Annotated in this window: 35 protein-coding genes; all 35 read right to left on the bottom strand. The window is 44.4% G+C overall.

Annotated elements, in window-relative coordinates; all coding sequences use genetic code 11:
- Nucleotides 1-146 precede the first annotated feature (146 nt).
- The 35 genes from rpsK to rpoC all read right to left on the bottom strand — a co-directional run bounded on the left by rpsK (nt 147) and on the right by rpoC (nt 22426).
- Nucleotides 147-542: a 30S ribosomal protein S11 gene (gene rpsK, locus QMZ64_RS19650; protein WP_020449874.1), complete on the bottom strand. Its 396-nt coding sequence runs from the start codon at nt 540-542 to the stop codon at nt 147-149.
- A 20-nt stretch (nt 543-562) separates the two neighbouring features.
- On the bottom strand, nt 563-928 hold the full coding sequence (gene rpsM / locus QMZ64_RS19645) for a 30S ribosomal protein S13 (protein WP_006640338.1): 366 nt from the start codon (nt 926-928) through the stop codon (nt 563-565).
- A gap of 22 nt (nt 929-950) precedes the next feature.
- Nucleotides 951-1064, bottom strand: a complete 114-nt coding sequence (rpmJ, locus tag QMZ64_RS19640; RefSeq protein WP_003156543.1) for a 50S ribosomal protein L36 — start codon at nt 1062-1064, stop codon at nt 951-953.
- Between the two features lie 33 nt (nt 1065-1097).
- Nucleotides 1098-1316, bottom strand: coding sequence for a translation initiation factor IF-1 (gene infA, locus QMZ64_RS19635; protein WP_003178377.1), 219 nt, complete (start codon nt 1314-1316; stop codon nt 1098-1100).
- Entirely contained in the window at nt 1294-1623 is a 330-nt protein-coding gene (locus tag QMZ64_RS19630; protein WP_165425834.1) for a KOW domain-containing RNA-binding protein, read from the bottom strand. The genes infA and QMZ64_RS19630 overlap by 23 nt, the downstream gene beginning before the upstream one ends.
- Nucleotides 1624-1633: 10 nt before the next feature.
- Nucleotides 1634-2380: a type I methionyl aminopeptidase gene (map, locus tag QMZ64_RS19625; protein WP_023855909.1), complete on the bottom strand. Its 747-nt coding sequence runs from the start codon at nt 2378-2380 to the stop codon at nt 1634-1636.
- Nucleotides 2377-3030: an adenylate kinase gene (locus QMZ64_RS19620; RefSeq protein WP_265625134.1), complete on the bottom strand. Its 654-nt coding sequence runs from the start codon at nt 3028-3030 to the stop codon at nt 2377-2379. Before QMZ64_RS19620 ends, map begins: the two co-directional genes overlap by 4 nt.
- 53 nt (nt 3031-3083) lie before the next feature.
- Complete coding sequence (gene secY, locus QMZ64_RS19615; protein ID WP_020449870.1) at nt 3084-4379, bottom strand: preprotein translocase subunit SecY; 1296 nt, start codon at nt 4377-4379, stop codon at nt 3084-3086.
- A gap of 1 nt (nt 4380) precedes the next feature.
- Nucleotides 4381-4821, bottom strand: a complete 441-nt coding sequence (rplO, locus tag QMZ64_RS19610; RefSeq protein WP_026586056.1) for a 50S ribosomal protein L15 — start codon at nt 4819-4821, stop codon at nt 4381-4383.
- 30 nt (nt 4822-4851) lie between these two features.
- Entirely contained in the window at nt 4852-5031 is a 180-nt protein-coding gene (gene rpmD / locus QMZ64_RS19605; RefSeq protein ID WP_003178363.1) for a 50S ribosomal protein L30, read from the bottom strand.
- Nucleotides 5032-5044: 13 nt separating this feature from the next.
- Nucleotides 5045-5545 carry a 30S ribosomal protein S5 gene (gene rpsE / locus QMZ64_RS19600; protein WP_023855910.1) on the bottom strand — a complete coding sequence of 167 codons (501 nt, stop codon included), beginning with the start codon at nt 5543-5545 and terminating at the stop codon, nt 5045-5047.
- A gap of 24 nt (nt 5546-5569) precedes the next feature.
- Entirely contained in the window at nt 5570-5932 is a 363-nt protein-coding gene (gene rplR / locus QMZ64_RS19595; protein WP_301441525.1) for a 50S ribosomal protein L18, read from the bottom strand.
- A gap of 31 nt (nt 5933-5963) precedes the next feature.
- A complete protein-coding gene (gene rplF / locus QMZ64_RS19590; protein WP_043925510.1) occupies nt 5964-6500 on the bottom strand; it encodes a 50S ribosomal protein L6 in 537 nt (178 codons plus the stop codon).
- A gap of 29 nt (nt 6501-6529) precedes the next feature.
- Nucleotides 6530-6928: a 30S ribosomal protein S8 gene (gene rpsH, locus QMZ64_RS19585; RefSeq protein ID WP_003178355.1), complete on the bottom strand. Its 399-nt coding sequence runs from the start codon at nt 6926-6928 to the stop codon at nt 6530-6532.
- A gap of 31 nt (nt 6929-6959) precedes the next feature.
- On the bottom strand, nt 6960-7145 hold the full coding sequence (rpsN, locus tag QMZ64_RS19580) for a 30S ribosomal protein S14 (protein WP_003178353.1): 186 nt from the start codon (nt 7143-7145) through the stop codon (nt 6960-6962).
- Between the two features lie 22 nt (nt 7146-7167).
- On the bottom strand, nt 7168-7707 hold the full coding sequence (gene rplE / locus QMZ64_RS19575) for a 50S ribosomal protein L5 (RefSeq protein ID WP_020449865.1): 540 nt from the start codon (nt 7705-7707) through the stop codon (nt 7168-7170).
- Nucleotides 7708-7732: 25 nt separating this feature from the next.
- Nucleotides 7733-8044 (bottom strand): 50S ribosomal protein L24, encoded by a 312-nt coding sequence (gene rplX, locus QMZ64_RS19570; protein WP_154999532.1) that lies wholly within the window; start codon nt 8042-8044, stop codon nt 7733-7735.
- Between the two features lie 35 nt (nt 8045-8079).
- Nucleotides 8080-8448, bottom strand: coding sequence for a 50S ribosomal protein L14 (gene rplN, locus QMZ64_RS19565; RefSeq protein WP_020449864.1), 369 nt, complete (start codon nt 8446-8448; stop codon nt 8080-8082).
- Nucleotides 8449-8489: 41 nt separating this feature from the next.
- On the bottom strand, nt 8490-8753 hold the full coding sequence (gene rpsQ, locus QMZ64_RS19560) for a 30S ribosomal protein S17 (protein ID WP_003178345.1): 264 nt from the start codon (nt 8751-8753) through the stop codon (nt 8490-8492).
- A gap of 24 nt (nt 8754-8777) precedes the next feature.
- The gene (rpmC, locus tag QMZ64_RS19555) at nt 8778-8978 is read right to left on the bottom strand and encodes a 50S ribosomal protein L29 (RefSeq protein ID WP_003178343.1); all 201 of its coding nucleotides are present in this window, start codon (nt 8976-8978) and stop codon (nt 8778-8780) included.
- Nucleotides 8968-9402 carry a 50S ribosomal protein L16 gene (gene rplP / locus QMZ64_RS19550; RefSeq protein WP_006640324.1) on the bottom strand — a complete coding sequence of 145 codons (435 nt, stop codon included), beginning with the start codon at nt 9400-9402 and terminating at the stop codon, nt 8968-8970. The genes rpmC and rplP overlap by 11 nt, the downstream gene beginning before the upstream one ends.
- A gap of 1 nt (nt 9403) precedes the next feature.
- A complete protein-coding gene (gene rpsC / locus QMZ64_RS19545; protein WP_023855912.1) occupies nt 9404-10060 on the bottom strand; it encodes a 30S ribosomal protein S3 in 657 nt (218 codons plus the stop codon).
- A gap of 3 nt (nt 10061-10063) precedes the next feature.
- A complete protein-coding gene (gene rplV / locus QMZ64_RS19540; RefSeq protein ID WP_020449862.1) occupies nt 10064-10408 on the bottom strand; it encodes a 50S ribosomal protein L22 in 345 nt (114 codons plus the stop codon).
- A gap of 17 nt (nt 10409-10425) precedes the next feature.
- Complete coding sequence (gene rpsS / locus QMZ64_RS19535) at nt 10426-10704, bottom strand: 30S ribosomal protein S19 (protein ID WP_006640321.1); 279 nt, start codon at nt 10702-10704, stop codon at nt 10426-10428.
- 57 nt (nt 10705-10761) lie between these two features.
- Entirely contained in the window at nt 10762-11595 is an 834-nt protein-coding gene (rplB, locus tag QMZ64_RS19530) for a 50S ribosomal protein L2 (RefSeq protein ID WP_243944430.1), read from the bottom strand.
- A gap of 31 nt (nt 11596-11626) precedes the next feature.
- Entirely contained in the window at nt 11627-11914 is a 288-nt protein-coding gene (gene rplW, locus QMZ64_RS19525; protein ID WP_003178328.1) for a 50S ribosomal protein L23, read from the bottom strand.
- Nucleotides 11914-12537: a 50S ribosomal protein L4 gene (gene rplD / locus QMZ64_RS19520; RefSeq protein WP_003178327.1), complete on the bottom strand. Its 624-nt coding sequence runs from the start codon at nt 12535-12537 to the stop codon at nt 11914-11916. Before rplD ends, rplW begins: the two co-directional genes overlap by 1 nt.
- Nucleotides 12538-12564: 27 nt before the next feature.
- A complete protein-coding gene (gene rplC / locus QMZ64_RS19515; RefSeq protein ID WP_265625135.1) occupies nt 12565-13194 on the bottom strand; it encodes a 50S ribosomal protein L3 in 630 nt (209 codons plus the stop codon).
- A 38-nt stretch (nt 13195-13232) separates the two neighbouring features.
- Entirely contained in the window at nt 13233-13541 is a 309-nt protein-coding gene (rpsJ, locus tag QMZ64_RS19510; protein ID WP_003156464.1) for a 30S ribosomal protein S10, read from the bottom strand.
- A 321-nt stretch (nt 13542-13862) separates the two neighbouring features.
- On the bottom strand, nt 13863-15053 hold the full coding sequence (gene tuf, locus QMZ64_RS19505) for an elongation factor Tu (RefSeq protein ID WP_265625136.1): 1191 nt from the start codon (nt 15051-15053) through the stop codon (nt 13863-13865).
- 119 nt (nt 15054-15172) lie between these two features.
- Nucleotides 15173-17251, bottom strand: a complete 2079-nt coding sequence (fusA, locus tag QMZ64_RS19500) for an elongation factor G (RefSeq protein WP_243944421.1) — start codon at nt 17249-17251, stop codon at nt 15173-15175.
- Nucleotides 17252-17300: 49 nt separating this feature from the next.
- Nucleotides 17301-17771, bottom strand: coding sequence for a 30S ribosomal protein S7 (rpsG, locus tag QMZ64_RS19495; protein WP_003178317.1), 471 nt, complete (start codon nt 17769-17771; stop codon nt 17301-17303).
- A 165-nt stretch (nt 17772-17936) separates the two neighbouring features.
- On the bottom strand, nt 17937-18353 hold the full coding sequence (gene rpsL / locus QMZ64_RS19490) for a 30S ribosomal protein S12 (protein WP_003178315.1): 417 nt from the start codon (nt 18351-18353) through the stop codon (nt 17937-17939).
- A 104-nt stretch (nt 18354-18457) separates the two neighbouring features.
- Nucleotides 18458-18706: a 50S ribosomal protein L7ae-like protein gene (locus QMZ64_RS19485; protein ID WP_023855916.1), complete on the bottom strand. Its 249-nt coding sequence runs from the start codon at nt 18704-18706 to the stop codon at nt 18458-18460.
- A 120-nt stretch (nt 18707-18826) separates the two neighbouring features.
- A complete protein-coding gene (gene rpoC, locus QMZ64_RS19480) occupies nt 18827-22426 on the bottom strand; it encodes a DNA-directed RNA polymerase subunit beta' (RefSeq protein WP_265625137.1) in 3600 nt (1199 codons plus the stop codon).
- Nucleotides 22427-22474 lie beyond the last annotated feature (48 nt).

Below are 22474 nucleotides of genomic sequence, written 5' to 3'. Positions count from 1 at the left end.
AACCCCGGAAAGAATTTCTCTGATTCTATCCGAAATTCCCCATTGTTTAGTCCCGTATGTGCTCAGGCAACGAGTGTGCATTCGTTTTATAAATTAACTGTATCATAACCCATTATTGACAGGGACACAAAATCTATACAAACAAATTACACGCGGCGACGTTTTGGCGGACGGCATCCGTTATGAGGAACAGGCGTTACGTCTCTGATTGCTGTAACTTCCAGTCCAGCAGCTTGAAGTGCACGAATTGCAGCTTCACGGCCGGAACCTGGTCCTTTTACAGTAACTTCAAGAGTTTTAAGTCCATGTTCGATAGAACCTTTAGCAGCTGTTTCAGCAGCCATTTGTGCAGCGAATGGAGTGGATTTTTTAGAACCTTTAAATCCTAGAGATCCGGCACTTGACCAAGAAAGAGCATTGCCATGAACATCTGTGATAGTAACAATCGTGTTGTTGAAAGTTGAACGGATATGAGCAATTCCAGATTCAATATTCTTTTTCACGCGGCGTTTACGCGTGTTTGTTTTACGAGCAGCAGCCATTGTTTAATTACCTCCCTTGCTTATTTTTTCTTGTTAGCTACAGTACGACGCGGACCTTTACGAGTACGCGCGTTATTTTTAGTATTTTGACCGCGAACAGGCAATCCGCGACGATGACGAATTCCGCGGTAGCTTCCGATTTCGATCAGACGTTTGATGTTAAGAGACACTTCACGGCGAAGGTCACCTTCAACTTTCAATTTGTCAATCACGTCACGGATTTTACCAAGTTCTTCTTCAGTCAAATCACGAACGCGAGTATCTTCAGAAACTCCAGCTTCTTTTAGAACTTGCTGAGCCGTTGTACGACCGATTCCAAAGATGTATGTTAATGAAATAACAACACGTTTATCACGTGGGATATCTACACCAGCAATACGAGCCATCTCTCTCGCACCTCCTTAAAAATTATCCTTGTTTTTGTTTATGCTTTGGATTTTCACAGATCACCATTACTTTTCCTTTTCTGCGAATGACCTTACATTTTTCACAGATCGGTTTAACTGATGGTCTCACTTTCATGTGTTTCCAACCTCCTTCAATTTCCGGAGTGCTTTATTTGTAACGGTACGTAATTCTACCACGAGTTAAGTCATATGGAGATAATTCTACCGTAACTTTGTCTCCAGGTAAAATGCGAATGAAGTGCATGCGGATTTTACCAGATACGTGAGCCAAAACCGTATGGCCATTCTCAAGTTCAACTTTGAACATTGCGTTTGGCAGCGTTTCGACTACAGTACCTTCCACTTCAATTACATCGTCTTTCGCCATTCAAGTGTTCTCCCTTCTTCAAATCAGTAACTTGCTCTCTGACAAATTTCAAAAGAGAAAATCTCAATTTTCCGTTTGTCACACGCCCTGTTTCGTTTATACTGTTCTGAACTTCCGGAGATACGCAATCATAAAAGGTTAAATGATTGATATTCTTTTTCTTAGGAGAATGAAATTTACGCTTTTCTCCGTCTGCTACCAGCACATGATGATGATCGACTATATCAATAACAACTGCGTATTGGTTCATTTCGCGGCCTTTAATTATGCGTACGAACTGTCCAATTTCAGGTGATTTCCGATACATCTCATTTCACCTAGGCTTTTGTCAGTATCTCAAAACCGGCTTCCGTTATGGCAATCGTGTGTTCAAAGTGAGCACACTTCTTCCCGTCCACAGTTACAACCGTCCAGTTGTCAGCCAATGTTTTGACATAGCGTGTGCCTGCATTGACCATCGGCTCAATGGCCAGGACCATGCCAGGCTTTAAACGCGGGCCTTTGTTCGGCGGACCGTAGTGAGGAATTTGCGGATCCTCATGCAGATCCTGCCCTACCCCGTGTCCTACATATTCCCTGACGACTGAAAATTGTTCGCTTTCGACATATGTTTGAATTGCGTGGGAAATATTCGACAAACGTTCTCCCGGTTTTGCTTCCTTCAAGCCTCTATATAAAGACTCCTCTGTCACATCCAGCAGCTTCTGATCATCATCGCTGATCGTACCCACTGGATAAGTCCATGCAGAGTCACCATGATAACCGTTCAGCTTCGCACCGATATCGATGCTGATGATGTCCCCGTCGCGAAGGACCCGTTTTCCCGGAATACCGTGCACGAGTTCTTCGTTGACCGAAACGCAAATGCTCCCGCGAAAACCATTATACCCTTTAAAAGACGGGATTGCACCTTGCTTTGTAATAAAACGTTCGGCAATTTGATCCAGTTCTTTTGTCGAGATGCCGGGTTTAATGTGCTTTTTCAGCTCCTGATGAGTTAAAGCGACAATTCTTCCGGCTTCCCGCATGATTTCGATTTCTCGGGGAGTTTTACAAATAATCATTTGTCCCGGCCTCCGAGAAGCTCCTTTATATCAGCGTAAACTTCATTGATGTGCTTTTGCCCGTCAATGTTTACGAGATATCCTTTTTCCTCGTAGAAATCGAGTAAAGGCTGGGTTTGCTTCATGTTGACCTCTAACCGCGTGGATACGGTAGCTTCATTATCGTCTTCACGCTGATAAAGCTCTCCTCCACACTTGTCGCATACATTTTCTTTCGCAGGCGGATTAAAGACTAAATGATAAGTTGCACCGCAGTTTTTGCAGATTCTGCGTCCTGTCAGACGTTCCATCAATGCATCTTTATCGACTTGAATGTTGATGACATGGTCAATCGACTTGCCAAGTCCTTTAAGAATTTCCTCAAGTGCTTCAGCTTGAGCGACTGTTCTCGGAAATCCGTCCAGAAGAAAACCTCCGTCACAATCATTCTTGCCAAGTCTCTCCCTGACAATACCAATTGTCACTTCATCCGGAACAAGCTCACCTTTATCAATGTATGATTTGGCTTCGAGTCCCAGATCCGTTTCTTCTTTCATCGCAGCGCGGAACATGTCTCCTGTTGAGATATGAGGTATCCCAAAATCTTCAACAATCCGTTCAGCCTGTGTCCCTTTACCGGCTCCAGGCAGTCCCATTAAGACTAAGTTCATTTCGGATTCCCCGTCCTCTCTATTTTAGAGGGAATGGGCGCGCCCCATTTCCTCTAGTGCTTCATAAATCCACGATAGTTTCGTTTTACCAGCTGGCTTTCAAGCTGCTTCATTGTTTCAAGTGCAACCCCGATGACAATCAGCAAACTTGTTCCGCCAATTTGTGCAGATGAAGGCAGCCCAGCAATATTAACGAACAAGACAGGAAGAATGGCAATCACGGCCAAGAATATGGAGCCTACAAATGTAAGTCGATACAAAATGCTCGTAATTCTATCTTGAGTCATTTTTCCTGGACGAACTCCCGGAATATAGCCACCTTGTTTTTTAAGATTATCGGCCATTTGCTCAGGGTTTACCTGCACAAATGCATAGAAATAGGTAAAGGCGATGATCAATGCCGCGTAAACTCCCATTCCGACTGGATGCGTGTAATCAAACGTTTTTTGAATCCAATTCGTGACGTCATTGGTACCAAAAAATGTTGCCACGGTCCGCGGAGTGGTGATAAACGCTACTGCAAAGATAACCGGAATAACTCCCGCCGGGTTAACCTTCAGTGGCAAGTGTGTAGACTGGCCGCCAGGAACCGGTGAACGGCCTGAACCTTTCGCATATTGAATTGAAATTTTTCTAACTGCCTGTTGGATGAAAATAACGCCAACGACAATCGCCAAAATCGCAACCAATATAACGACAACCTTTATGATTTGCAAGAATAACTGATCTCCAGCATCTACAAACTGCTGAGCGTAGATCTGATTAATCGTCTGCGGAATGCCGGCAACGATACCGGCGAAGATGATAATGGATATTCCGTTACCAACGCCATGAGACGTAATTTGTTCTCCCAGCCACATTAAAAAAGCAGTTCCAGCAGTTAGTACAACCGCAATAAGCAAATAAGTACCGACTCCAGGGTTTGTAATCAACGCGCCGCCGGCCATGTTGTTAAACCCGTAAGACATACCTAAAGCCTGGATAAATCCAAGAACGATTGTGAAGTACCTTGTGAACTGAGCTAGTTTTCGGCGACCAACTTCTCCTTGCTTAGACCATTCGGTAAACTTCGGCACAACATCCATCTGCAGGAGCTGAATGATGATTGAAGCTGTGATGTAAGGCATGATTCCCATCGCAAGAATGGAGAAGTTGAACAATGCACCGCCGCCAAATGTGTTTAGAATCCCAAATACGCTCATTTGATCCTGTGCCTTTAAAACTTCTGTGTTTACATGCGGCACAGGAATGAACGAACCGAGACGAAAGACGATAAGCATTAAAAGAGTGAAGATAATCTTATTCCGAATATCCTTCACACGCATAAAATTGGAGATTGTCTTAAACAAGTTAGATCACCTCAGCTGTACCGCCAGCAGCCTCAATTGCTTGTTTAGCAGAAGCGGAGAATTTATTGGCTTTAACAGTTAATTTCTTTTCTAATTTACCGTCGCCAAGAATTTTCACTCCAGATTTCAACTTGCTGATTACACCTGTTTCTAAAAGAAGTTCAGGAGTAACTTCCGTCCCTTCTGCAAAGCTGTTGAGTTTGTCTAGGTTGACCACAGCGAAATCCTTGCGGTTGATGTTTGTGAAACCGCGCTTAGGAAGACGTTGGAATAAAGGCATTTGTCCACCCTCGAATCCAGGACGTACACCGCCGCCAGAACGAGCGTTTTGACCTTTATGACCTTTACCTGCTGTTTTACCGTTACCAGAACCAATACCACGACCTACGCGGTTGCGCGTTTTACGTGAACCTTCTGCGGGCTTTAATTCATGAAGTTTCATTTGGACACCTCCTTAGCCTATCGTTTATTTTTAAAGTTCTTTAACAGAAACTAAATGAGATACTTTGTTAATCATACCGCGGATTGCAGCGTTGTCTTCATGAACGACAGTTTGGTTTGTTTTCTTTAAACCGAGCGTTCTTACAGTAATGCGCTGATCTTCCGGGCGTCCGATTACACTGCGTTTGAGGGTAATTTCTAATTTAGCCATTAATGTTCCCTCCTTATCCTAACAGTTCTTCTACAGATTTTCCACGAAGCTTCGCAACGTCCTCAGCGCGTTTCAGCTCGCTTAAACCTTGGACTGTTGCACGGATCATGTTGATCGGTGTGTTAGAACCTAAAGACTTAGAAAGGATATCAGCTACACCTGCAAGCTCAAGTACCGCACGTACTGGGCCTCCAGCGATAACTCCCGTACCTTCAGAAGCAGGTTTTAACAAGATGTTTCCTGCACCGAAACGTCCGATGATTTCGTGTGGAATTGTAGTTCCAACCATTGGTACTTCGATCAAATTCTTTTTCGCATCTTCAACAGCTTTGCGAATCGCTTCCGGAACTTCTTGTGCTTTACCAGTTCCGAAACCAACGTGACCGTTTTTGTCACCGACAACGACTAGAGCTGCGAAACGGAAACGACGACCACCTTTAACAACTTTCGCTACGCGGTTAACGGTAACTAAGCGTTCTTCTAACTCTAATTTGCTTGGGTCAATACGACGCATATTCATATGTCCCTCCTTCTTTTATTAAAATTCTAATCCAGCTTCGCGTGCAGCATCAGCCAATGCTTTTACACGTCCATGATAAAGGTAACCGCCACGGTCGAACACGACATTTGTGATACCTTTTTCAGAAGCGCGTTTTGCAACAAGCTCGCCAACTTTTGCAGCCGCAGACGTATCGCTGACATTTTCAGCGTTAAAGTCTTTATCAAGAGTAGATGCACTCACAAGTGTAACACCGTTCACGTCATCAATCACTTGTGCGTAAATATGTTTGTTTGAACGGAAAACATTTAGACGAGGTCTCTCAGGGGTTCCTGAAAGCTTCGCGCGAACACGACCGTGTCTTTTAAGACGTGCAGCATTCTTGCTTGTTTTCGTAATCATCTGGGTCACTCCTTTCTCACATTAAGCGGTTTTACTTAGCAGATTTACCTTCTTTACGACGAACCATTTCTCCTTCATAGCGGATCCCTTTGCCTTTGTAAGGCTCTGGAGAACGTACAGCGCGAATGTTTGCAGCAGTAGCTCCAACACGCTCTTTATCTGTACCTTTTACAACTACTTTTGTTTGAGATGGAACTTCGATTTCAATTCCGTTTTCAGGAACGATTTCTACTGGGTGAGAGTATCCAACGTTCAAAACAAGTTTGTTTCCGGATTTAGAAGCACGGTAACCGACACCGACTAATTCCAAACCTCTTTCAAAACCTTTAGATACACCTTCAACCATGTTTCCGATGATGCTGCGAGTTGTGCCATGCAGCGCACGGTGTTCTTTATTATCAGAAGGACGTTCTACAGTAAGTACATTGTCCTCAATTTTAATCTTCATATCAGGATGAAACGTACGAGTTAATTCTCCTTTTGGTCCTTTCACGGTTACAGTGTTGTCATTCATAGTAACTGTAACGCCTGAAGGAATCTCAAGTAGCTTCTTACCTACACGAGACATACCAAACACCTCCATTCATGTTAAACTTCTTACCAAACGTATGCTAATACTTCTCCGCCAGCCTGTTTAGCGCGGGCTTCTTTATCCGTTAACACACCTTGTGATGTAGAAAGAATTGCGATTCCAAGTCCGTTCAGTACGCGAGGCACTTCGTTTGACTTAGCGTAAACGCGCAGACCTGGTTTGCTGATTCTTTTAAGGCCAGTGATGACACGCTCGTTGTTTTGTCCGTATTTCAAGAAAACACGGATGATGCCTTGTTTGTTATCTTCAATGAATTCTACGTCACGGATGAAACCTTCTCTTTTCAAGATTTCAGCGATTTCTCTTTTCAACTTAGAAGCAGGAATTTCAAGCTTCTCATGACGCACCATGTTTGCATTACGAATACGAGTCAGCATATCTGCAATCGGATCTGTCATAACCATTATTTAATAACCTCCTTCCCATAAACGGGGATTACCAGCTGGCTTTTTTAACGCCAGGAATTTGTCCTTTATATGCAAGTTCACGGAAACAAATACGGCAAAGTTTAAATTTACGAATAACAGAGTGCGGACGGCCGCAGCGTTCGCAGCGAGTGTACTCTTGTACTTTAAACTTCGGTGTGCGTTTTTGTTTCGCAATCATTGACTTTTTAGCCACGATTTCGCCTCCCTTTCATTGATTATTTCTGGAATGGCATACCTAATTGAGTTAACAGTTCACGAGCTTCTTCATCAGTGTTGGCAGTCGTTACAATAACGATGTCCATACCGCGAACTTTAGTTACCTTATCATAGTCAATTTCAGGGAAGATCAGCTGTTCTTTGATTCCTAGTGTGTAGTTTCCACGACCGTCAAAAGATTTTTTTGAAATTCCGCGGAAGTCACGTACACGCGGTAAAGAAACAGAAATTAGTTTATCAAGGAAATCGTACATGCGCTCTCCGCGAAGAGTTACTTTCGCACCGATTGGCATTCCTTCACGAAGACGGAATCCAGCAATAGATTTCTTCGCACGAGTAACGACAGGTTTCTGACCAGCGATAAACGTTAGTTCTTCAACAGCGCTATCGATAGCTTTAGCGTTTTGAACAGCGTCACCAACACCCATGTTGATTACGATTTTTTCGATTTTAGGCACTTGCATCACAGATTTGTATTCGAACTTTTTCATTAATGCAGGTGTAATGTCTTTATTGTACTTTTCTTTAAGGCGGTTCATGAGATAGACCTCCCTTCCTTTATTACTAGTTATCTAGAACTTGCCCAGATTTTTTTGCAACACGAACTTTTTTGCCATTTTCTACTTTGTATCCTACGCGCGTCACTTCACCTGTTTTAGGATCGAGCGGCATTACGTTTGACACATGAATTGGCGCCTCTTGATTTAAAATTCCGCCTTGAGGATTTGCTTGAGTCGGCTTTGCGTGCTTCTTCACCATGTTGACACCCTCAACGATTACGCGGTCTTTTTTAGGGAAAGCTGCAAGGATCACTCCTTGTTTCCCTTTGTCTTTACCAGAGATAACCATTACTTTATCGCCTTTTTTAACATGCATCCTGATCGCACCTCCTTAGTCCGGCATTGATATCATTAAAGTACTTCTGGAGCTAGAGAAACAATTTTCATGAAGTTGTTATCACGAAGTTCACGTGCTACAGGTCCGAAGATACGAGTTCCGCGCGGGCTTTTGTCGTCACGGATAATAACACATGCATTCTCATCGAATTTGATGTAAGATCCGTCATTTCTGCGTGCGCCGCTCTTAGAACGAACGATAACAGCTCTCACGACTTCACCTTTTTTGACAACGCCTCCTGGTGTTGCTTGTTTAACCGTGCAAACAATGACATCACCAATGTTAGCTGTTTTGCGTCCAGAACCACCAAGCACCTTGATTGTTAACACTTCACGGGCACCAGAGTTATCAGCTACTTTTAAACGAGTCTCTTGTTGAATCATTATTTGTTACCTCCCTTCGGAAAAAGGATTTCCGAACTTTATTAGATAATAACAGCTTCTTCGACAACTTCAACTAGACGAAAACGTTTAGTCGCAGATAATGGACGAGTTTCCATGATCTTTACGATGTCACCGATTTTAGCTTGATTATTTTCATCATGTGCTTTGAATTTTTTAGAGTACTTTACGCGTTTACCGTAGAGTGAATGTTTTTTGTAAGTTTCTACAACGACAGTGATGGTTTTATCCATTTTGTCAGAAACAACACGTCCTTGGTAGACTTTGCGCTGATTGCGTTCGCTCATGTTTTAGAGAACCTCCCTCCGGAATTATTTGTTGGCAGCAATTTCTCTTTCCCGAATCACAGTTTTCATGCGCGCGATTGACTTGCGCACTTCACGAATGCGAGCAGTATTTTCAAGTTGTCCTGTCGCTAATTGAAAGCGAAGATTGAAAAGTTCTTCTTTAAGAGACTTTACTTTTTGTTCAATTTCAGCAGTGGTAAGGTCACGAATTTCATTAGCTTTCATTTGATTCACCACCAATTTCTTCACGTTTTACGAACTTCGTTTTAATTGGCAATTTGTGAGATGCAAGACGAAGAGCTTCACGAGCGACTTCCTCAGACACACCAGAAATTTCAAATAAAACTTTGCCCGGTTTTACAACAGCTACCCATCCTTCAGGAGCACCTTTACCGGAACCCATCCGAACCTCTAGAGGCTTAGCTGTATAAGGCTTAGAAGGGAAAATTTTGATCCAAACTTTACCGCCACGTTTCATGTAACGAGTCATCGCAATACGTGCTGCTTCGATTTGGCGGTTTGTGATCCAAGAAGCTTCTTGAGCCTGGATACCGTATTCACCGAAATGCACTTCAGTGCCGCCTTTCGCACGGCCGCGCATTTTTCCGCGATGCTCTCTGCGATATTTAACGCGTTTTGGCATTAACATATTATTTTCCTCCTTCCTCAGTTTTCTTCTTAGTAGGAAGAACCTCTCCACGATAGATCCAGACTTTTACACCAAGCTTGCCGTAAGTTGTGTCAGCTTCAGATGTAGCATAGTCGATGTCTGCACGCAAAGTGTGCAATGGAACAGTTCCTTCACTGTAGTATTCAGAACGAGCGATGTCAGCGCCGCCAAGACGACCGGATACCATTGTTTTCACACCTTGTGCACCAGCACGCATTGTGCGTTGGATTTGTTGCTTTTGCGCACGACGGAATGAAATACGGTTTTCCAATTGACGAGCAATGTTATCAGCAACTAGCTGAGCATCAAGATCAGCTCTTTTGATTTCAAGAATGTTAATGTGTACACGCTTGCCAGTAAGGCTGTTAAGGGCTTTGCGAAGCGCTTCGACTTCAGAACCGCCTTTACCGATAACCATACCAGGCTTAGCTGTGTGGATCGTAATATTTACACGGTTTGCCGCACGCTCGATTTCCACTTTAGAAACAGAGGCGTCAGACAGGCGTTGATTAATAAATTCACGGATTTTTAGATCTTCGTGAAGGAAGTCAGCGTAATCTTTGCCAGCGTACCACTTAGATTCCCAATCACGTATAACACCAATACGAAGACCGACTGGATTTACCTTTTGACCCACGAGTTATCCCTCCTTCTTTTCTGATACAACGATTGTAATGTGGCTCGTACGTTTGTTGATTTGGCTTGCACGTCCCATAGCGCGCGGACGGAATCTTTTCAACGTCGGGCCTTCGTTCACGTAAGCTTGAGTAACAACCAGGTTGTTTGCATCCATTTCGTAGTTGTGCTCAGCATTAGCGATAGCAGATTTTAAAACTTTTTCAATAATCGGGGAAGCAGCTTTTGGCGTAAGGTTTAAGATCGATACTGCTTCACCTACTTGCTTGCCTCGAATCAGGTCCATTACTAGACGTGCCTTACGAGGAGCAATACGGACTGTTCTTGCGACAGCTTTAGCTTGTTGCATTTAAAAGCCTCCTCTCATTAGCGTCTTGTTTTTTTGTCATCACTAGCATGACCTTTGTAAGTACGAGTCGGTGCGAATTCACCCAACTTGTGACCTACCATATCTTCAGAGATGTAAACAGGCACATGTTTGCGTCCATCATAGACTGCGATTGTGTGACCGATAAATTGCGGGAAAATAGTAGAACGGCGAGACCAAGTTTTCACAACTTGTTTCTTATCCGTTTCATTTAATTTCTCGATTTTTGTCATTAGATGATCATCGACAAATGGTCCTTTTTTTAAGCTGCGAGCCATTTTGGAACCTCCCTTCGTGATTGCACTACGGTCCGATATGAACCGTAGACAACCCCGTTATTTATTTTTTCGACGACGTACGATGAATTTATCTGATTTGTTCTTTTTCTTACGAGTTTTGAATCCAAGAGTTGGTTTACCCCATGGAGACATAGGTGATTTACGTCCGATTGGAGCGCGTCCTTCACCACCACCGTGCGGGTGATCGTTAGGGTTCATAACAGAACCGCGAACTGTAGGGCGGATGCCTTTCCAGCGAGAACGTCCTGCTTTACCGATGTTGATCAGTTCGTGTTGTTCGTTACCCACTTGACCGATAGAAGCACGGCAAGCAGAAAGGATCATGCGAACTTCACCGGAGTTCAGACGTACAAGAACGTATTTTCCTTCTTTACCAAGAACTTGAGCAGATGTTCCAGCTGAACGTACCAGCTGTCCGCCTTTTCCAGGTTTCAATTCAATGTTGTGCACGACTGTACCAACAGGGATGTTGATCAGTGGAAGTGCGTTACCTACTTTAATGTCAGCTTCTGGTCCTGACATGATTTCAGTTCCTACTTGAAGGCCCTTAGGAGCCAGGATGTAGCGTTTTTCTCCGTCTACATAGTTAATTAGAGCAATGTTAGCTGAACGGTTTGGATCGTACTCAACTGTAGCAACGCGTCCAGGTATACCATCTTTATCGCGTTTGAAGTCGATAATACGGTATTGGCGTTTATGTCCGCCGCCTTGATGACGTACAGTTAATTTACCTTGGTTGTTACGTCCGCCTTTTTTGTGAAGCGGAGAAAGCAAGGATTTTTCCGGCTGATCTGTTGTGATTTCTGCGAAATCAGAAGTTGTCATGCCGCGACGTCCGTTAGAGGTCGGTTTGTACTTTTTAATCGCCATTTTGAATTTCCCTCCTTCTTTTCACAAATAATTAAGCTTCAAAAATTTCGATTTCTTTGCTGTCTTCAGTAAGCTTGACAATCGCTTTTCTGCGTTTGTTCGTCATACCAGAGTAGCGGCCGACACGTTTGAATTTCCCTTTGTAGTTCATGATGTTGACTTTTTCAACTTTCACTCCAAAGATTTGTTCAACAGCGTCTTTCACTTCTGTTTTGTTAGCTTTTACGTCTACTTCAAACGTGTATTTTTTTTCAGTCATTAAATCAGCAGAACGTTCAGTAATGACGGGGCGCTTTAGAACATCACGAGGATCTTTCATTATGCAAGCACCTCCTCTACTTTTTCAACCGCTGCTTTCGTCATCACAAGCTTCTCGTGACCGACAACATCGAGGACGTTGATTCCGTTAGCTTCAACAACAGTAACTCCTGGAAGGTTGCGAGCAGATAGTTCAACTGTCTCGTTTGCATCCGCAGTTACGATTAAAGCTTTCTTCTCGATAGACAGACCTTTAAGGATAGCTGCCATTTCTTTTGTTTTAACCGCATCAAGATTAAGATCTTCAAGAACGATCAAGTTGTTGTCATTCACTTTAGAAGACAATGCTGATTTGATAGCCAAGCGGCGAACTTTTTTCGGTAATTTATATGCATAGCTGCGTGGTGTAGGACCGAATACGATACCACCTCCGCGCCATTGCGGTGAACGGATAGACCCTTGACGAGCACGGCCGGTACCTTTTTGACGCCAAGGTTTGCGACCTCCGCCACGTACTTCCGAACGATTTTTTACTTTATGAGTTCCTTGACGTAAGGAAGCTCTTTGCATAAGAATAGCGTCGAATACTACGCTCTCATTTGGCTCAATTCCAAATACAGAGTCGTTTAATTCGATATCACCAGCAGTAGAACCGTTTTGGTTATATAAAGCTACTTTTGGCATGATCAATTTCCTCCTTTCCTAAGAGAATTATTTAGTTTTAACAGCACTTTTAACAGTGACTAGAGATTTTCTTGCACCAGGAACGTTACCTTTAACTAAAAGAAGGTTGCGTTCTGCATCCACTTTTACGATTTCAAGGTTTTGAACGGTAATTTGCTCTCCGCCCATACGACCAGGCAACAGTTTACCTTTGAATACACGGTTAGGGTCTACAGGTCCCATTGAACCAGGACGACGATGGTAGCGGGAACCGTGAGACATAGGTCCGCGAGATTGTCCGTGGCGTTTAATAGCACCTTGGAAACCTTTACCTTTCGATGTTCCTGTTACATCAATAACTTCTCCGTTAGAGAAAATATCAACTTTGACTTCCTGACCAACTTCATACGCATCCATATCCACTCCGCGTAATTCCTTAACGAAGCGCTTAGGTGCAGTTTCCGCTTTTGCGACGTGTCCTTTTTCCGGTTTGTTGGCAAGCTTTTCACGCTTGTCGTCAAAACCGATTTGAATCGCTTCATAGCCGTCGTTTTCAGTAGTTTTCTTCTGAAGTACAACGTTAGGAGCAGCTTCAATAACAGTTACCGGAATAAGATCACCGTTTTCTGCGAAAACTTGCGTCATACCAATTTTTCTTCCTAAGATTCCTTTGGTCATTCGTCACACCTCCTATAAAAATCATTCTATATTTTAGATTAAAGTTTAATTTCGATATCGACACCAGATGGTAAATCTAATCGCATTAAAGCGTCGACAGTTTGTGGTGTTGGGTTCACAATGTCGATCAAACGTTTATGTGTACGCATTTCAAACTGTTCACGAGAATCTTTGTATTTGTGCACCGCACGAAGGATTGTGTAAACTGATTTCTCAGTTGGCAACGGAATCGGACCAGAAACGCTGGCTCCGGAACGTTTAGCCGTTTCAACAATCTTCTCAGCAGATTGATCAAGGATTCTATGATCATACGCTTTTAAACGAATACGAATTTTTTGTTTTGCCATTATTTTCCCTCCTTTTCGCCTACTTACATTAGACAATTCTCCGTGAGAAAAACCTGAATCACCTTGCCATGGCAAAGCGGCCGGGTGTGTCAGCAACCTCTCACTTCATCGCAGTCAAAGACCAACATGCACTATTATACAAAATTTATAGGCATGATGCAAGGTAATATTAAATATTACCGGCTTTTGCACACTTTTTTTATTATACAGATTCAAGCAGTGTTAATCAAGAGCTTACAGGCGGAAAATAAATCCCTTTATAATAACGACGTAAATAAAAAACGAGACCCGGCTGGATCTCGTTTTTTTATTTTATAAGTATTATTCAGTGATAGAAGAAACTACGCCAGAACCAACTGTACGTCCGCCTTCACGGATAGAGAAGCGAGTTCCGTCTTCAATCGCGATTGTTGAAATCAATTCAACAGTCATTTCGATGTTGTCTCCAGGCATAACCATTTCTACGCCTTCAGGAAGCTGAATGATACCCGTTACGTCAGTTGTACGGAAGTAGAACTGAGGACGGTAGTTAGAGAAGAATGGAGTGTGACGTCCGCCTTCTTCTTTAGAAAGAACGTAAACTTCAGCTTTGAATTTTTTGTGCGGAGTGATTGTACCTGGTTTAGCAAGTACTTGACCGCGTTGGATATCTTCACGAGATACACCGCGAAGAAGTGCACCGATGTTGTCACCAGCTTCAGCGTAATCAAGAAGCTTACGGAACATTTCAACACCTGTAACAGTTGTTTTACTGTTTTCTTCTTGAAGACCGATGATTTCAACTTCGTCACCGACTTTAACTTGTCCGCGCTCAACGCGTCCAGTTGCAACTGTTCCACGACCTGTGATTGAGAATACGTCCTCAACAGGCATCATGAACGGTTTGTCAGTATCGCGCTCTGGAGTTGGGATGTATTCATCAACCGCATCCATCAATTCGAAGATTTTAGCTTCGTATTCAGCGTCACCTTCAAGAGCTTTAAGAGCTGAACCTTTGATAACTGGTACATCGTCACCAGGGAACTCATACTCAGAAAGAAGATCGCGAACTTCCATTTCAACTAGCTCAAGAAGCTCTTCGTCGTCTACCATGTCGCATTTGTTCAAGAATACTACGATGTATGGCACACCTACGTTACGAGAAAGAAGGATGTGCTCACGAGTTTGTGGCATTGGGCCGTCAGCAGCAGAAACAACAAGGATCGCACCGTCCATTTGCGCAGCACCAGTGATCATGTTTTTAACATAGTCAGCGTGTCCTGGGCAGTCAACGTGTGCATAGTGACGGCTGTCAGTTTCGTACTCAACGTGTGCAGTAGAGATTGTGATACCGCGCTCACGCTCTTCTGGAGCACCGTCGATTTGGTCGTATGCCATAGCAGTACCTTTACCAGATTTCTTATGAAGCACAGTAGTGATAGCAGCTGTTAATGTAGTTTTACCATGGTCAACGTGTCCAATTGTACCAATGTTGGCATGTGATTTGGAACGGTCGAATTTTTCTTTAGCCATTCTGAAAATCCTCCTTAAAAAGGTTAGTTTTTGTTATATAGAGTGATAGAAAGTGAAAGCAATATTTCACTTTCTCATCTTACAATAGTATTTATACTTTAATGAAGAGGCAAAATCAATTATTCACCTTGATTTTTTTTGATGATCTCATCAGCGATGCTCTTAGGCACTTCTTCGTAGTGGTCAAAGACCATTGTGAACGTACCGCGTCCTTGTGTGTTTGAACGGAGAGCCGTAGCGTAACCGAACATTTCAGAAAGTGGAACCATTGCGCGAACAACTTGAGCGTTTCCGCGTCCTTCCATACCTTCTACGCGACCGCGGCGTGATGTAATATCACCCATGATGTCTCCCATGTATTCTTCTGGGATAACGACTTCAACTTTGGAGATCGGCTCAAGAATAACCGGGTTACACTTGCTTGCCGCGTTTTTAAGCGCCATTGAAGCAGCGATTTTAAACGCCATTTCGTTTGAATCGACGTCATGGTAAGAACCGTCAAACAGCTTCGCTTTGATGTCAATAACAGGGTAACCTGCGACGACACCGTTTTGAAGTGAATCTTCAAGTCCTGCTTGAACAGCCGGAATGTATTCACGAGGAACGACACCACCGACGATTGCGTTTTCGAACTCAAAGCCTTTTCCTTCTTCGTTTGGAGAGAATTCGATCCAAACGTGTCCGAACTGTCCGCGTCCACCGGACTGACGTACGAATTTACCTTCAACTTGCGCGCTCGCACGGAATGTTTCACGATACGCAACTTGAGGAGCACCGACGTTGGCTTCAACTTTAAATTCGCGTTTCATACGGTCAACGATGATATCAAGGTGAAGCTCACCCATACCGCCGATGATCGTTTGACCTGTTTCAGGGTCAGTATGCGCACGGAATGTTGGATCCTCTTCAGCCAATTTAGCCAGTGCAGTAGACATTTTGTCTTGGTCAGCCTTAGATTTAGGCTCGATTGCAACGTGGATAACAGGCTCAGGGAATTCCATAGATTCAAGAATAACAAGGTTTTTCTCGTCGCAAAGCGTGTCCCCTGTAGTCGTGTCTTTCAAACCTACAGCAGCAGCGATATCCCCTGCGTACACAGTAGAGATTTCTTCACGGCTGTTGGCGTGCATTTGCAGGATACGGCCGACGCGCTCACGTTTGCCTTTTGTTGAGTTTCTTACGTATGAACCGGAATCAAGTGTTCCTGAGTACACACGGAAGAACGTCAATTTACCAACGTAAGGGTCAGTCATAACTTTAAATGCAAGTGCTGAGAAAGGTGCTTCATCAGAAGACTCACGAGTAACCTCTTCCTCAGAATCAGGCAGAGTACCTTTGATTGCTGGTACGTCAGTTGGAGCTGGCAGGTAGTCAAGAACTGCGTCAAGCACTAATTGAACACCTTTGTTTTTGAAAGCTGAACCACAAAGAACCGGATAGAACTCAACGTTACAAGTTCCTTTGCGGATTGCTGCTTTCAGCTCGTCAACTGTGATTTCTTCGCCTTCCAAGTACTTCATCATAAGCTCTTCATCAAGCTCAGCAACAGCTTCAATCAAGCTGGCGCGAAGCTCTTCAGCTTTGTCTTTGTACTCAGCAGGGATTTCACGCGCATCAGAGCGTGTTCCAAGATCATCTTCATAGTAGTACGCAACGTTTTCTACAAGGTCGATGATCCCTTCGAAATTGTCTTCGGCGCCAATCGGTAATTGGATCGCGTGAGCGTTCGCCTCAAGACGGTCTTTAAGAGTTCCTACAGAGTAAAGGAAGTCCGCACCCGTTTTGTCCATCTTGTTGACAAATACGATACGAGGTACTCCGTAAGTTGTTGCCTGACGCCAAACTGTTTCAGTTTGCGGCTCAACGCCTGATTGTGCGTCAAGAACGGCAACGGCACCATCAAGTACGCGCAGGGAACGTTCAACCTCAACTGTGAAGTCTACGTGTCCTGGTGTGTCGATGATGTTTACGCGGTAACCTTTCCATTGTGCAGTTGTTGCAGCGGATGTGATTGTGATACCGCGTTCTTGTTCCTGCTCCATCCAGTCCATTTGGGAAGCCCCTTCGTGAGTTTCACCAATTTTATGGATACGGCCTGTGTAGAACAAGATACGTTCAGTTGTTGTCGTTTTACCGGCATCGATGTGAGCCATGATTCCGATATTACGAGTTTTTTCTAAGGAGAACTCTCTTGCCATTGGGTCTTTTCTCCTTCCTTCTTAGGGAATAATATTTTGTCGTTCGAGATTACCAGCGATAGTGAGCGAACGCTTTGTTTGCTTCAGCCATCTTATGAGTATCTTCACGTTTCTTAACAGCAGCACCAGTGTTGTTAGCTGCATCAAGGATTTCGTTAGCTAAACGCTCTTCCATCGTTTTTTCTCCGCGAAGACGAGCGTAGTTTACTAACCAGCGAAGTCCAAGAGTCGTACGGCGTTCAGGACGAACCTCTACAGGTACTTGGTAGTTCGCACCACCTACGCGGCGTGCTTTTACTTCAAGCACTGGCATGATGTTCTTCAATGCTTGTTCGAAAACCTCCATTGCATCGTTGCCGGTACGTTCTTTAATAATATCGAATGACTTGTATAGGATTGTTTGAGCTTTACCTTTTTTACCGTCGATCATCATTTTGTTGATCAAACGAGTAACCAGTTTAGAGTTGTAAAGCGGATCAGGTAAAACGTCTCTTTTTGCTACAGGACCTTTACGTGGCATCTGATTATCCTCCCTTCTCTTGTTACGGGTTTACAGCAAGCAGAGGGATTTCACGGTTCAGCTGCCGGGATCAAACTGACGCTTGGCGCGGTAAGCCTGATGCCCTTAACAGCATTGCCAGAACTCCTTGCTTTTAAAAACCCTTTTATTTGTATTTAAACGGAATTATTTTTTCTTAGGACGTTTTGTACCGTATTTAGAACGGCCTTGTGCACGGTTTTCAACTCCGGCAGTATCAAGTGCGCCACGCACGATGTGGTAGCGTACCCCCGGTAAGTCTTTTACACGTCCACCGCGGATCAATACGACACTGTGCTCTTGCAGGTTGTGTCCGATACCAGGAATGTAGGCCGTAACCTCGATTCCGTTAGTTAAGCGAACACGGGCATATTTACGAAGCGCCGAGTTCGGCTTCTTCGGTGTCATTGTACCGACACGGGTACATACTCCGCGTTTTTGTGGTGAAGATACGTTAGTGTGCTCTTTCTTGAAGCTGTTGTATCCTTTGTTAAGTGCTGGAGACTTAGAAGTTTCAACTTTGCTTACGCGTCCTTTGCGGACTAGCTGATTAATTGTAGGCATTTTGTAATTCCTCCCTTCATCATGTTTTATAACCCACATACCCAGGTGGTTCATTTAAAAGCAAAAAACAATGCCTTTGCATAAAAGCAAAAACAACGAGTACGTTATTGAATAATGGCAACAGCTGCAGCTCCGACTTCAATTCCGCAGGCTTTGCCGAGCTTTTTCATGGACTCTGCCATTGAGACGGGAATCCCTTGTTCATTTGCCAGGTTAATAACATCTGACGTCAGAAAAGGATCAGCGTCTTTTGCTACGACGACTTCCTTAACAGAATTGCGCTTCAGCGCTTTGACTGTCTGCTTCGTACCGATAATAATAGATTGAGCCTGTGATACTTTATCATAAGACATCATATATCCTCCAAAGCAACAGGTTTAAATTGAGCACCTTGGTTATATTATCATCCTGAAAGAAGGATGTCAACATATGATGACAATTTTTAGTGACATCCTTCTTTAGGATTTTTTTATTTATTCAGCCGGAACCATTTCATCAGATGATTGGACTTGCAATACCGGCTTCACTTTACGGTAGTTCAGCATACCCGTTCCAGCAGGAACAAGCTTACCGATGATAACATTCTCTTTTAGGCCGAGAAGCTCATCGCGTTTTCCTTTAATTGCTGCATCTGTCAGGACACGTGTTGTTTCCTGGAATGACGCGGCAGACAGGAAGGAATCCGTTTCAAGCGATGCTTTGGTGATACCGAGAAGCACCGGACGGCCTGTTGCAGGGCGTTTGCCTTCGAGCAGAACTTTTTTGTTCGCTTCGGTAAACTGGTGAATATCGAGCAGCGTGCCTGGCAGCACTTCCGTGTCGCCGGCATCGATGACACGCACTTTGCGAAGCATCTGGCGAACCATAACCTCGACGTGCTTATCCCCGATTTCAACCCCTTGCATACGATAAACCTTCTGCACTTCATGAAGGAGGTATTCTTGCACCGTGGTAATGTCAGTAACTTTCAGAAGCTCTTTCGGGTCGACAGAACCTTCTGTCAGCACCTGACCACGGGAAATTTTCTCTCCTTCAGTGACTTTCAGGCGCGCGTTGTAAGGCGCCGTATATGAACGGCTTTCGACTTCGCCCTGAACGACGATTTCCTGCTGTTTGTCACGCACTTCATTGATTTCAGCTACGACACCGTCAATTTCAGAGATCGTCGCTTGACCTTTAGGGTTTCGCGCTTCAAACAATTCCTGGATACGCGGCAAACCTTGTGTAATATCGTCTCCGGCAACCCCGCCCGTATGGAAGGTACGCATCGTTAACTGTGTACCTGGCTCACCAATGGACTGGGCAGCGATGATTCCGACTGCTTCCCCGACTTCGACGTCGGTTCCTGTTGCCAGGTTGCGGCCGTAGCATCGTTTACATACACCATGTGACGTATTACATGTAAATGCGGAGCGGATCCACACTTGTTCAATGCCTGCTTCGACAATTTCGAGCGCTTTATCTTCGTCGATCAGCTCGTTTTCATCCACGAGCACTTCCCCTGTTTCCGGATGTTTAACAGGTTTTCTCGCGAATCGGCCGACAAGACGCTCTTCAAGACGTTCGATCACTTCTGTGCCTTCTGTGATCGATTCGGCAAGTATGCCGCGGTCTGTGCCGCAGTCAGTCTCACGAATGATGACGTCTTGGGCTACGTCTACGAGACGGCGTGTCAGGTAACCTGAGTCGGCTGTCTTCAGAGCCGTATCCGCAAGACCTTTACGCGCACCGTGAGTAGAGATAAAGTACTCGAGTACCGTTAAACCTTCGCGGAAACTTGACTTGATCGGAAGTTCGATGATTCGTCCAGCCGGGTTGGCCATCAGACCGCGCATACCCGCAAGCTGCGTAAAGTTTGATGCGTTACCCCGGGCTCCGGAATCACTCATCATGTAGATCGGGTTGATTTCATCCAAGGATTTCATCAGCTTGCCTTGGATCGTATCTTTAGCTGCACTCCAGATGGAAATGACTCGCTCATAACGCTCTTCTTCTGTAATCAGACCGCGTCTGAACTGCTTCATAACGTTATCAACTTTTCCTTGCGCTTCTTCAAGGATTTCCTGTTTGTCGTCCAATACGACGATATCGGAAACACCGACCGTAATTCCGGCTTTTGTGGAATATTTAAATCCAAGGTTTTTCATGCGGTCAAGCATTTTTGATGTTTCTGTAATATGGAATCTTTTGAAGATCTCCGCAATGATTTTACCCAAAATGCCTTTTTTGAACGGCTGGTTGATTTCCTGGTTCTTAATGGCTTCTTTAACATCTGCACCGTAATCCAAGAAGAAACGGTCAGGTGTTTTTTCTTCAATGTTGCTCTTCGTCGGTTCGTTCATGTATGGGAACGACGGCGGAAGAATCTCGTTGAAAATCAGTTTTCCGACAGTTGTAACGAGCAGCTTGGAACGCTGTTCTTCGGTAAATGTTTCATTTTTCAGGGAGTTAACCGCAACGGCTACTCTCGTATGCAAATGAACATATCCGTTTTGATACGCAAGAATCGCTTCATCCGTATCTTTGAAAACCATACCTTCGCCGACTGCTCCTGGGCGTTCTAACGTCAGATAGTAGTTTCCAAGCACCATATCCTGAGACGGCGTAACAACCGGTTTTCCGTCTTTAGGGTTCAGGATGTTTTGCGCGGCAAGCATCAGGATGCGCGCCTCAGCTTGCGCTTCTGCTGATAAAGGAACGTGAACCGCCATTTGGTCACCGTCAAAGTCGGCGTTGTATGCCGTACATACAAGCGGATGAAGACGGATGGCACGGCCTTCGACAAGCGTTGGTTCGAACGCTTGAATACCTAATCTGTGAAGCGTAGGTGCACGGTTGAGAAGCACAGGGTGTTCTTTGATAACTGATTCAAGGACATCCCAGACTTCAGGCTGAACGCGCTCAATTTTACGCTTCGCACTCTTAATGTTGTGGGCAAGACCTTTTTCAACAAGCTCTTTCATGACGAATGGCTTGAACAGTTCCAGCGCCATTTCTTTCGGAAGACCGCATTGATACATTTTCAGGTTCGGACCTACGACAATAACCGAACGGCCTGAGTAGTCAACACGCTTACCGAGAAGGTTTTGACGGAAACGGCCTTGTTTACCTTTCAGCATGTGAGAAAGGGATTTTAACGGTCTGTTTCCCGGACCTGTAACAGGACGGCCTCTGCGTCCGTTATCGATCAGCGCGTCCACGGCTTCTTGAAGCATGCGCTTTTCGTTTTGAACGATAATGCTTGGCGCTCCAAGATCCAAAAGACGTTTTAATCGATTGTTACGGTTGATGACACGGCGGTACAAATCGTTCAGATCGGAAGTTGCAAAACGTCCACCGTCAAGCTGTACCATCGGTCTCAGCTCAGGCGGAATGACCGGAAGAACGTCGAGGATCATCCAGGACGGCTTATTTCCGGAGTTGCGGAATGCTTCCAATACTTCCAAGCGTTTGATCGCACGTGTGCGGCGCTGTCCTTGTGACGTTTTAAGCTCTTCTTTCAGCATATCCACTTCTTTATCGAGGTCGATATCTTGAAGGAGCTTATGAATCGCTTCAGCACCCATTGATGCTTGAAATTTATTTCCGTACTTATCAAGGTACGCCCGGTACTCTTTTTCAGAAAGAAGCTGTTTTTTCTCAAGCGGTGTATTGGCCGGATCTGTTACGACGTAAGAAGCAAAGTAAATGACTTCTTCCAATGCCCGCGGAGACATATCCAGCACAAGACCCATACGGCTCGGGATTCCTTTAAAATACCAGATGTGAGAAACAGGGGCTGCCAGCTCGATATGCCCCATTCTCTCACGACGGACTTTAGCCCGGGTTACTTCAACTCCACAACGGTCGCAGACTACGCCTTTATAACGAACCCGCTTGTACTTTCCGCAGTGGCATTCCCAGTCCTTTTGAGGACCGAAAATGCGCTCGCAGAATAGACCATCTTTTTCAGGTTTCAAAGTACGATAGTTGATTGTTTCAGGCTTTTTCACTTCTCCGTAAGACCATGAACGGATTTTGTCAGGTGAAGCGAGACCGATGTTCATATACTCAAAATTGTTCACATCCAGCAAGGGGCCTACCTCCCTTTTTATCTTCGGGTTATACCCTGTCACTTGCGT

The sequence above is a fragment of the Bacillus sp. LB7 genome, from assembly GCF_030449715.1.
GTDB lineage: Bacteria > Bacillota > Bacilli > Bacillales > Bacillaceae > Bacillus > Bacillus paralicheniformis.
The sequence above is the reverse complement of the archived record's forward strand: the minus strand, read 5'-3'. Positions and strand labels throughout refer to the sequence as shown.

What these genes read in the sequence shown, in the direction of transcription:
- rpsJ (WP_003156464.1), bottom strand. Translation starts at nt 13,541, where the DNA reads ATGGCAAAACAAAAAATTCGTATTCGTTTAAAAGCGTATGATCATAGA.
- rplW (WP_003178328.1), bottom strand. Translation starts at nt 11,914, where the DNA reads ATGAAAGATCCTCGTGATGTTCTAAAGCGCCCCGTCATTACTGAACGT.
- rpsG (WP_003178317.1), bottom strand. Translation starts at nt 17,771, where the DNA reads ATGCCACGTAAAGGTCCTGTAGCAAAAAGAGACGTTTTACCTGATCCG.
- rplR (WP_301441525.1), bottom strand. Translation starts at nt 5,932, where the DNA reads ATGATTACGAAAACAAGCAAGAATGCTGCACGTCTTAAAAGACACGGT.
- rplC (WP_265625135.1), bottom strand. Translation starts at nt 13,194, where the DNA reads ATGACCAAAGGAATCTTAGGAAGAAAAATTGGTATGACGCAAGTTTTC.
- rplV (WP_020449862.1), bottom strand. Translation starts at nt 10,408, where the DNA reads ATGCAACAAGCTAAAGCTGTCGCAAGAACAGTCCGTATTGCTCCTCGT.
- rpmJ (WP_003156543.1), bottom strand. Translation starts at nt 1,064, where the DNA reads ATGAAAGTGAGACCATCAGTTAAACCGATCTGTGAAAAATGTAAGGTC.
- rplP (WP_006640324.1), bottom strand. Translation starts at nt 9,402, where the DNA reads ATGTTAATGCCAAAACGCGTTAAATATCGCAGAGAGCATCGCGGAAAA.
- QMZ64_RS19620 (WP_265625134.1), bottom strand. Translation starts at nt 3,030, where the DNA reads ATGAACTTAGTCTTAATGGGACTGCCTGGAGCCGGTAAAGGGACACAG.
- fusA (WP_243944421.1), bottom strand. Translation starts at nt 17,251, where the DNA reads ATGGCAAGAGAGTTCTCCTTAGAAAAAACTCGTAATATCGGAATCATG.
- QMZ64_RS19485 (WP_023855916.1), bottom strand. Translation starts at nt 18,706, where the DNA reads ATGTCTTATGATAAAGTATCACAGGCTCAATCTATTATTATCGGTACG.
- rpsS (WP_006640321.1), bottom strand. Translation starts at nt 10,704, where the DNA reads ATGGCTCGCAGCTTAAAAAAAGGACCATTTGTCGATGATCATCTAATG.
- map (WP_023855909.1), bottom strand. Translation starts at nt 2,380, where the DNA reads ATGATTATTTGTAAAACTCCCCGAGAAATCGAAATCATGCGGGAAGCC.
- rplX (WP_154999532.1), bottom strand. Translation starts at nt 8,044, where the DNA reads ATGCATGTTAAAAAAGGCGATAAAGTAATGGTTATCTCTGGTAAAGAC.
- infA (WP_003178377.1), bottom strand. Translation starts at nt 1,316, where the DNA reads ATGGCGAAAGACGATGTAATTGAAGTGGAAGGTACTGTAGTCGAAACG.
- tuf (WP_265625136.1), bottom strand. Translation starts at nt 15,053, where the DNA reads ATGGCTAAAGAAAAATTCGACCGTTCCAAATCACATGCCAACATTGGT.
- QMZ64_RS19630 (WP_165425834.1), bottom strand. Translation starts at nt 1,623, where the DNA reads ATGTATCGGAAATCACCTGAAATTGGACAGTTCGTACGCATAATTAAA.
- rpsL (WP_003178315.1), bottom strand. Translation starts at nt 18,353, where the DNA reads ATGCCTACAATTAATCAGCTAGTCCGCAAAGGACGCGTAAGCAAAGTT.
- rplD (WP_003178327.1), bottom strand. Translation starts at nt 12,537, where the DNA reads ATGCCAAAAGTAGCTTTATATAACCAAAACGGTTCTACTGCTGGTGAT.
- rpsK (WP_020449874.1), bottom strand. Translation starts at nt 542, where the DNA reads ATGGCTGCTGCTCGTAAAACAAACACGCGTAAACGCCGCGTGAAAAAG.
- rpsQ (WP_003178345.1), bottom strand. Translation starts at nt 8,753, where the DNA reads ATGAGCGAACGCAATCAGCGCAAAGTCTACCAAGGACGTGTTGTTTCT.
- rpsH (WP_003178355.1), bottom strand. Translation starts at nt 6,928, where the DNA reads ATGGTTATGACAGATCCGATTGCAGATATGCTGACTCGTATTCGTAAT.
- rplF (WP_043925510.1), bottom strand. Translation starts at nt 6,500, where the DNA reads ATGTCTCGTGTAGGTAAGAAGCTACTTGAGATTCCTTCAGGCGTTACA.
- rpmC (WP_003178343.1), bottom strand. Translation starts at nt 8,978, where the DNA reads ATGAAAGCTAATGAAATTCGTGACCTTACCACTGCTGAAATTGAACAA.
- rpmD (WP_003178363.1), bottom strand. Translation starts at nt 5,031, where the DNA reads ATGGCTAAATTAGAAATTACCCTCAAACGCAGTGTAATCGGACGCCCG.
- rplE (WP_020449865.1), bottom strand. Translation starts at nt 7,707, where the DNA reads ATGAACCGCCTTAAAGAAAAGTACAATAAAGACATTACACCTGCATTA.
- rpsM (WP_006640338.1), bottom strand. Translation starts at nt 928, where the DNA reads ATGGCTCGTATTGCTGGTGTAGATATCCCACGTGATAAACGTGTTGTT.
- rpsE (WP_023855910.1), bottom strand. Translation starts at nt 5,545, where the DNA reads ATGCGTCGTATTGACCCAAGCAAATTAGAGTTAGAAGAACGCTTAGTT.
- rplO (WP_026586056.1), bottom strand. Translation starts at nt 4,821, where the DNA reads ATGAAACTTCATGAATTAAAGCCCGCAGAAGGTTCACGTAAAACGCGC.
- rplB (WP_243944430.1), bottom strand. Translation starts at nt 11,595, where the DNA reads ATGGCGATTAAAAAGTACAAACCGACCTCTAACGGACGTCGCGGCATG.
- rplN (WP_020449864.1), bottom strand. Translation starts at nt 8,448, where the DNA reads ATGATTCAACAAGAGACTCGTTTAAAAGTAGCTGATAACTCTGGTGCC.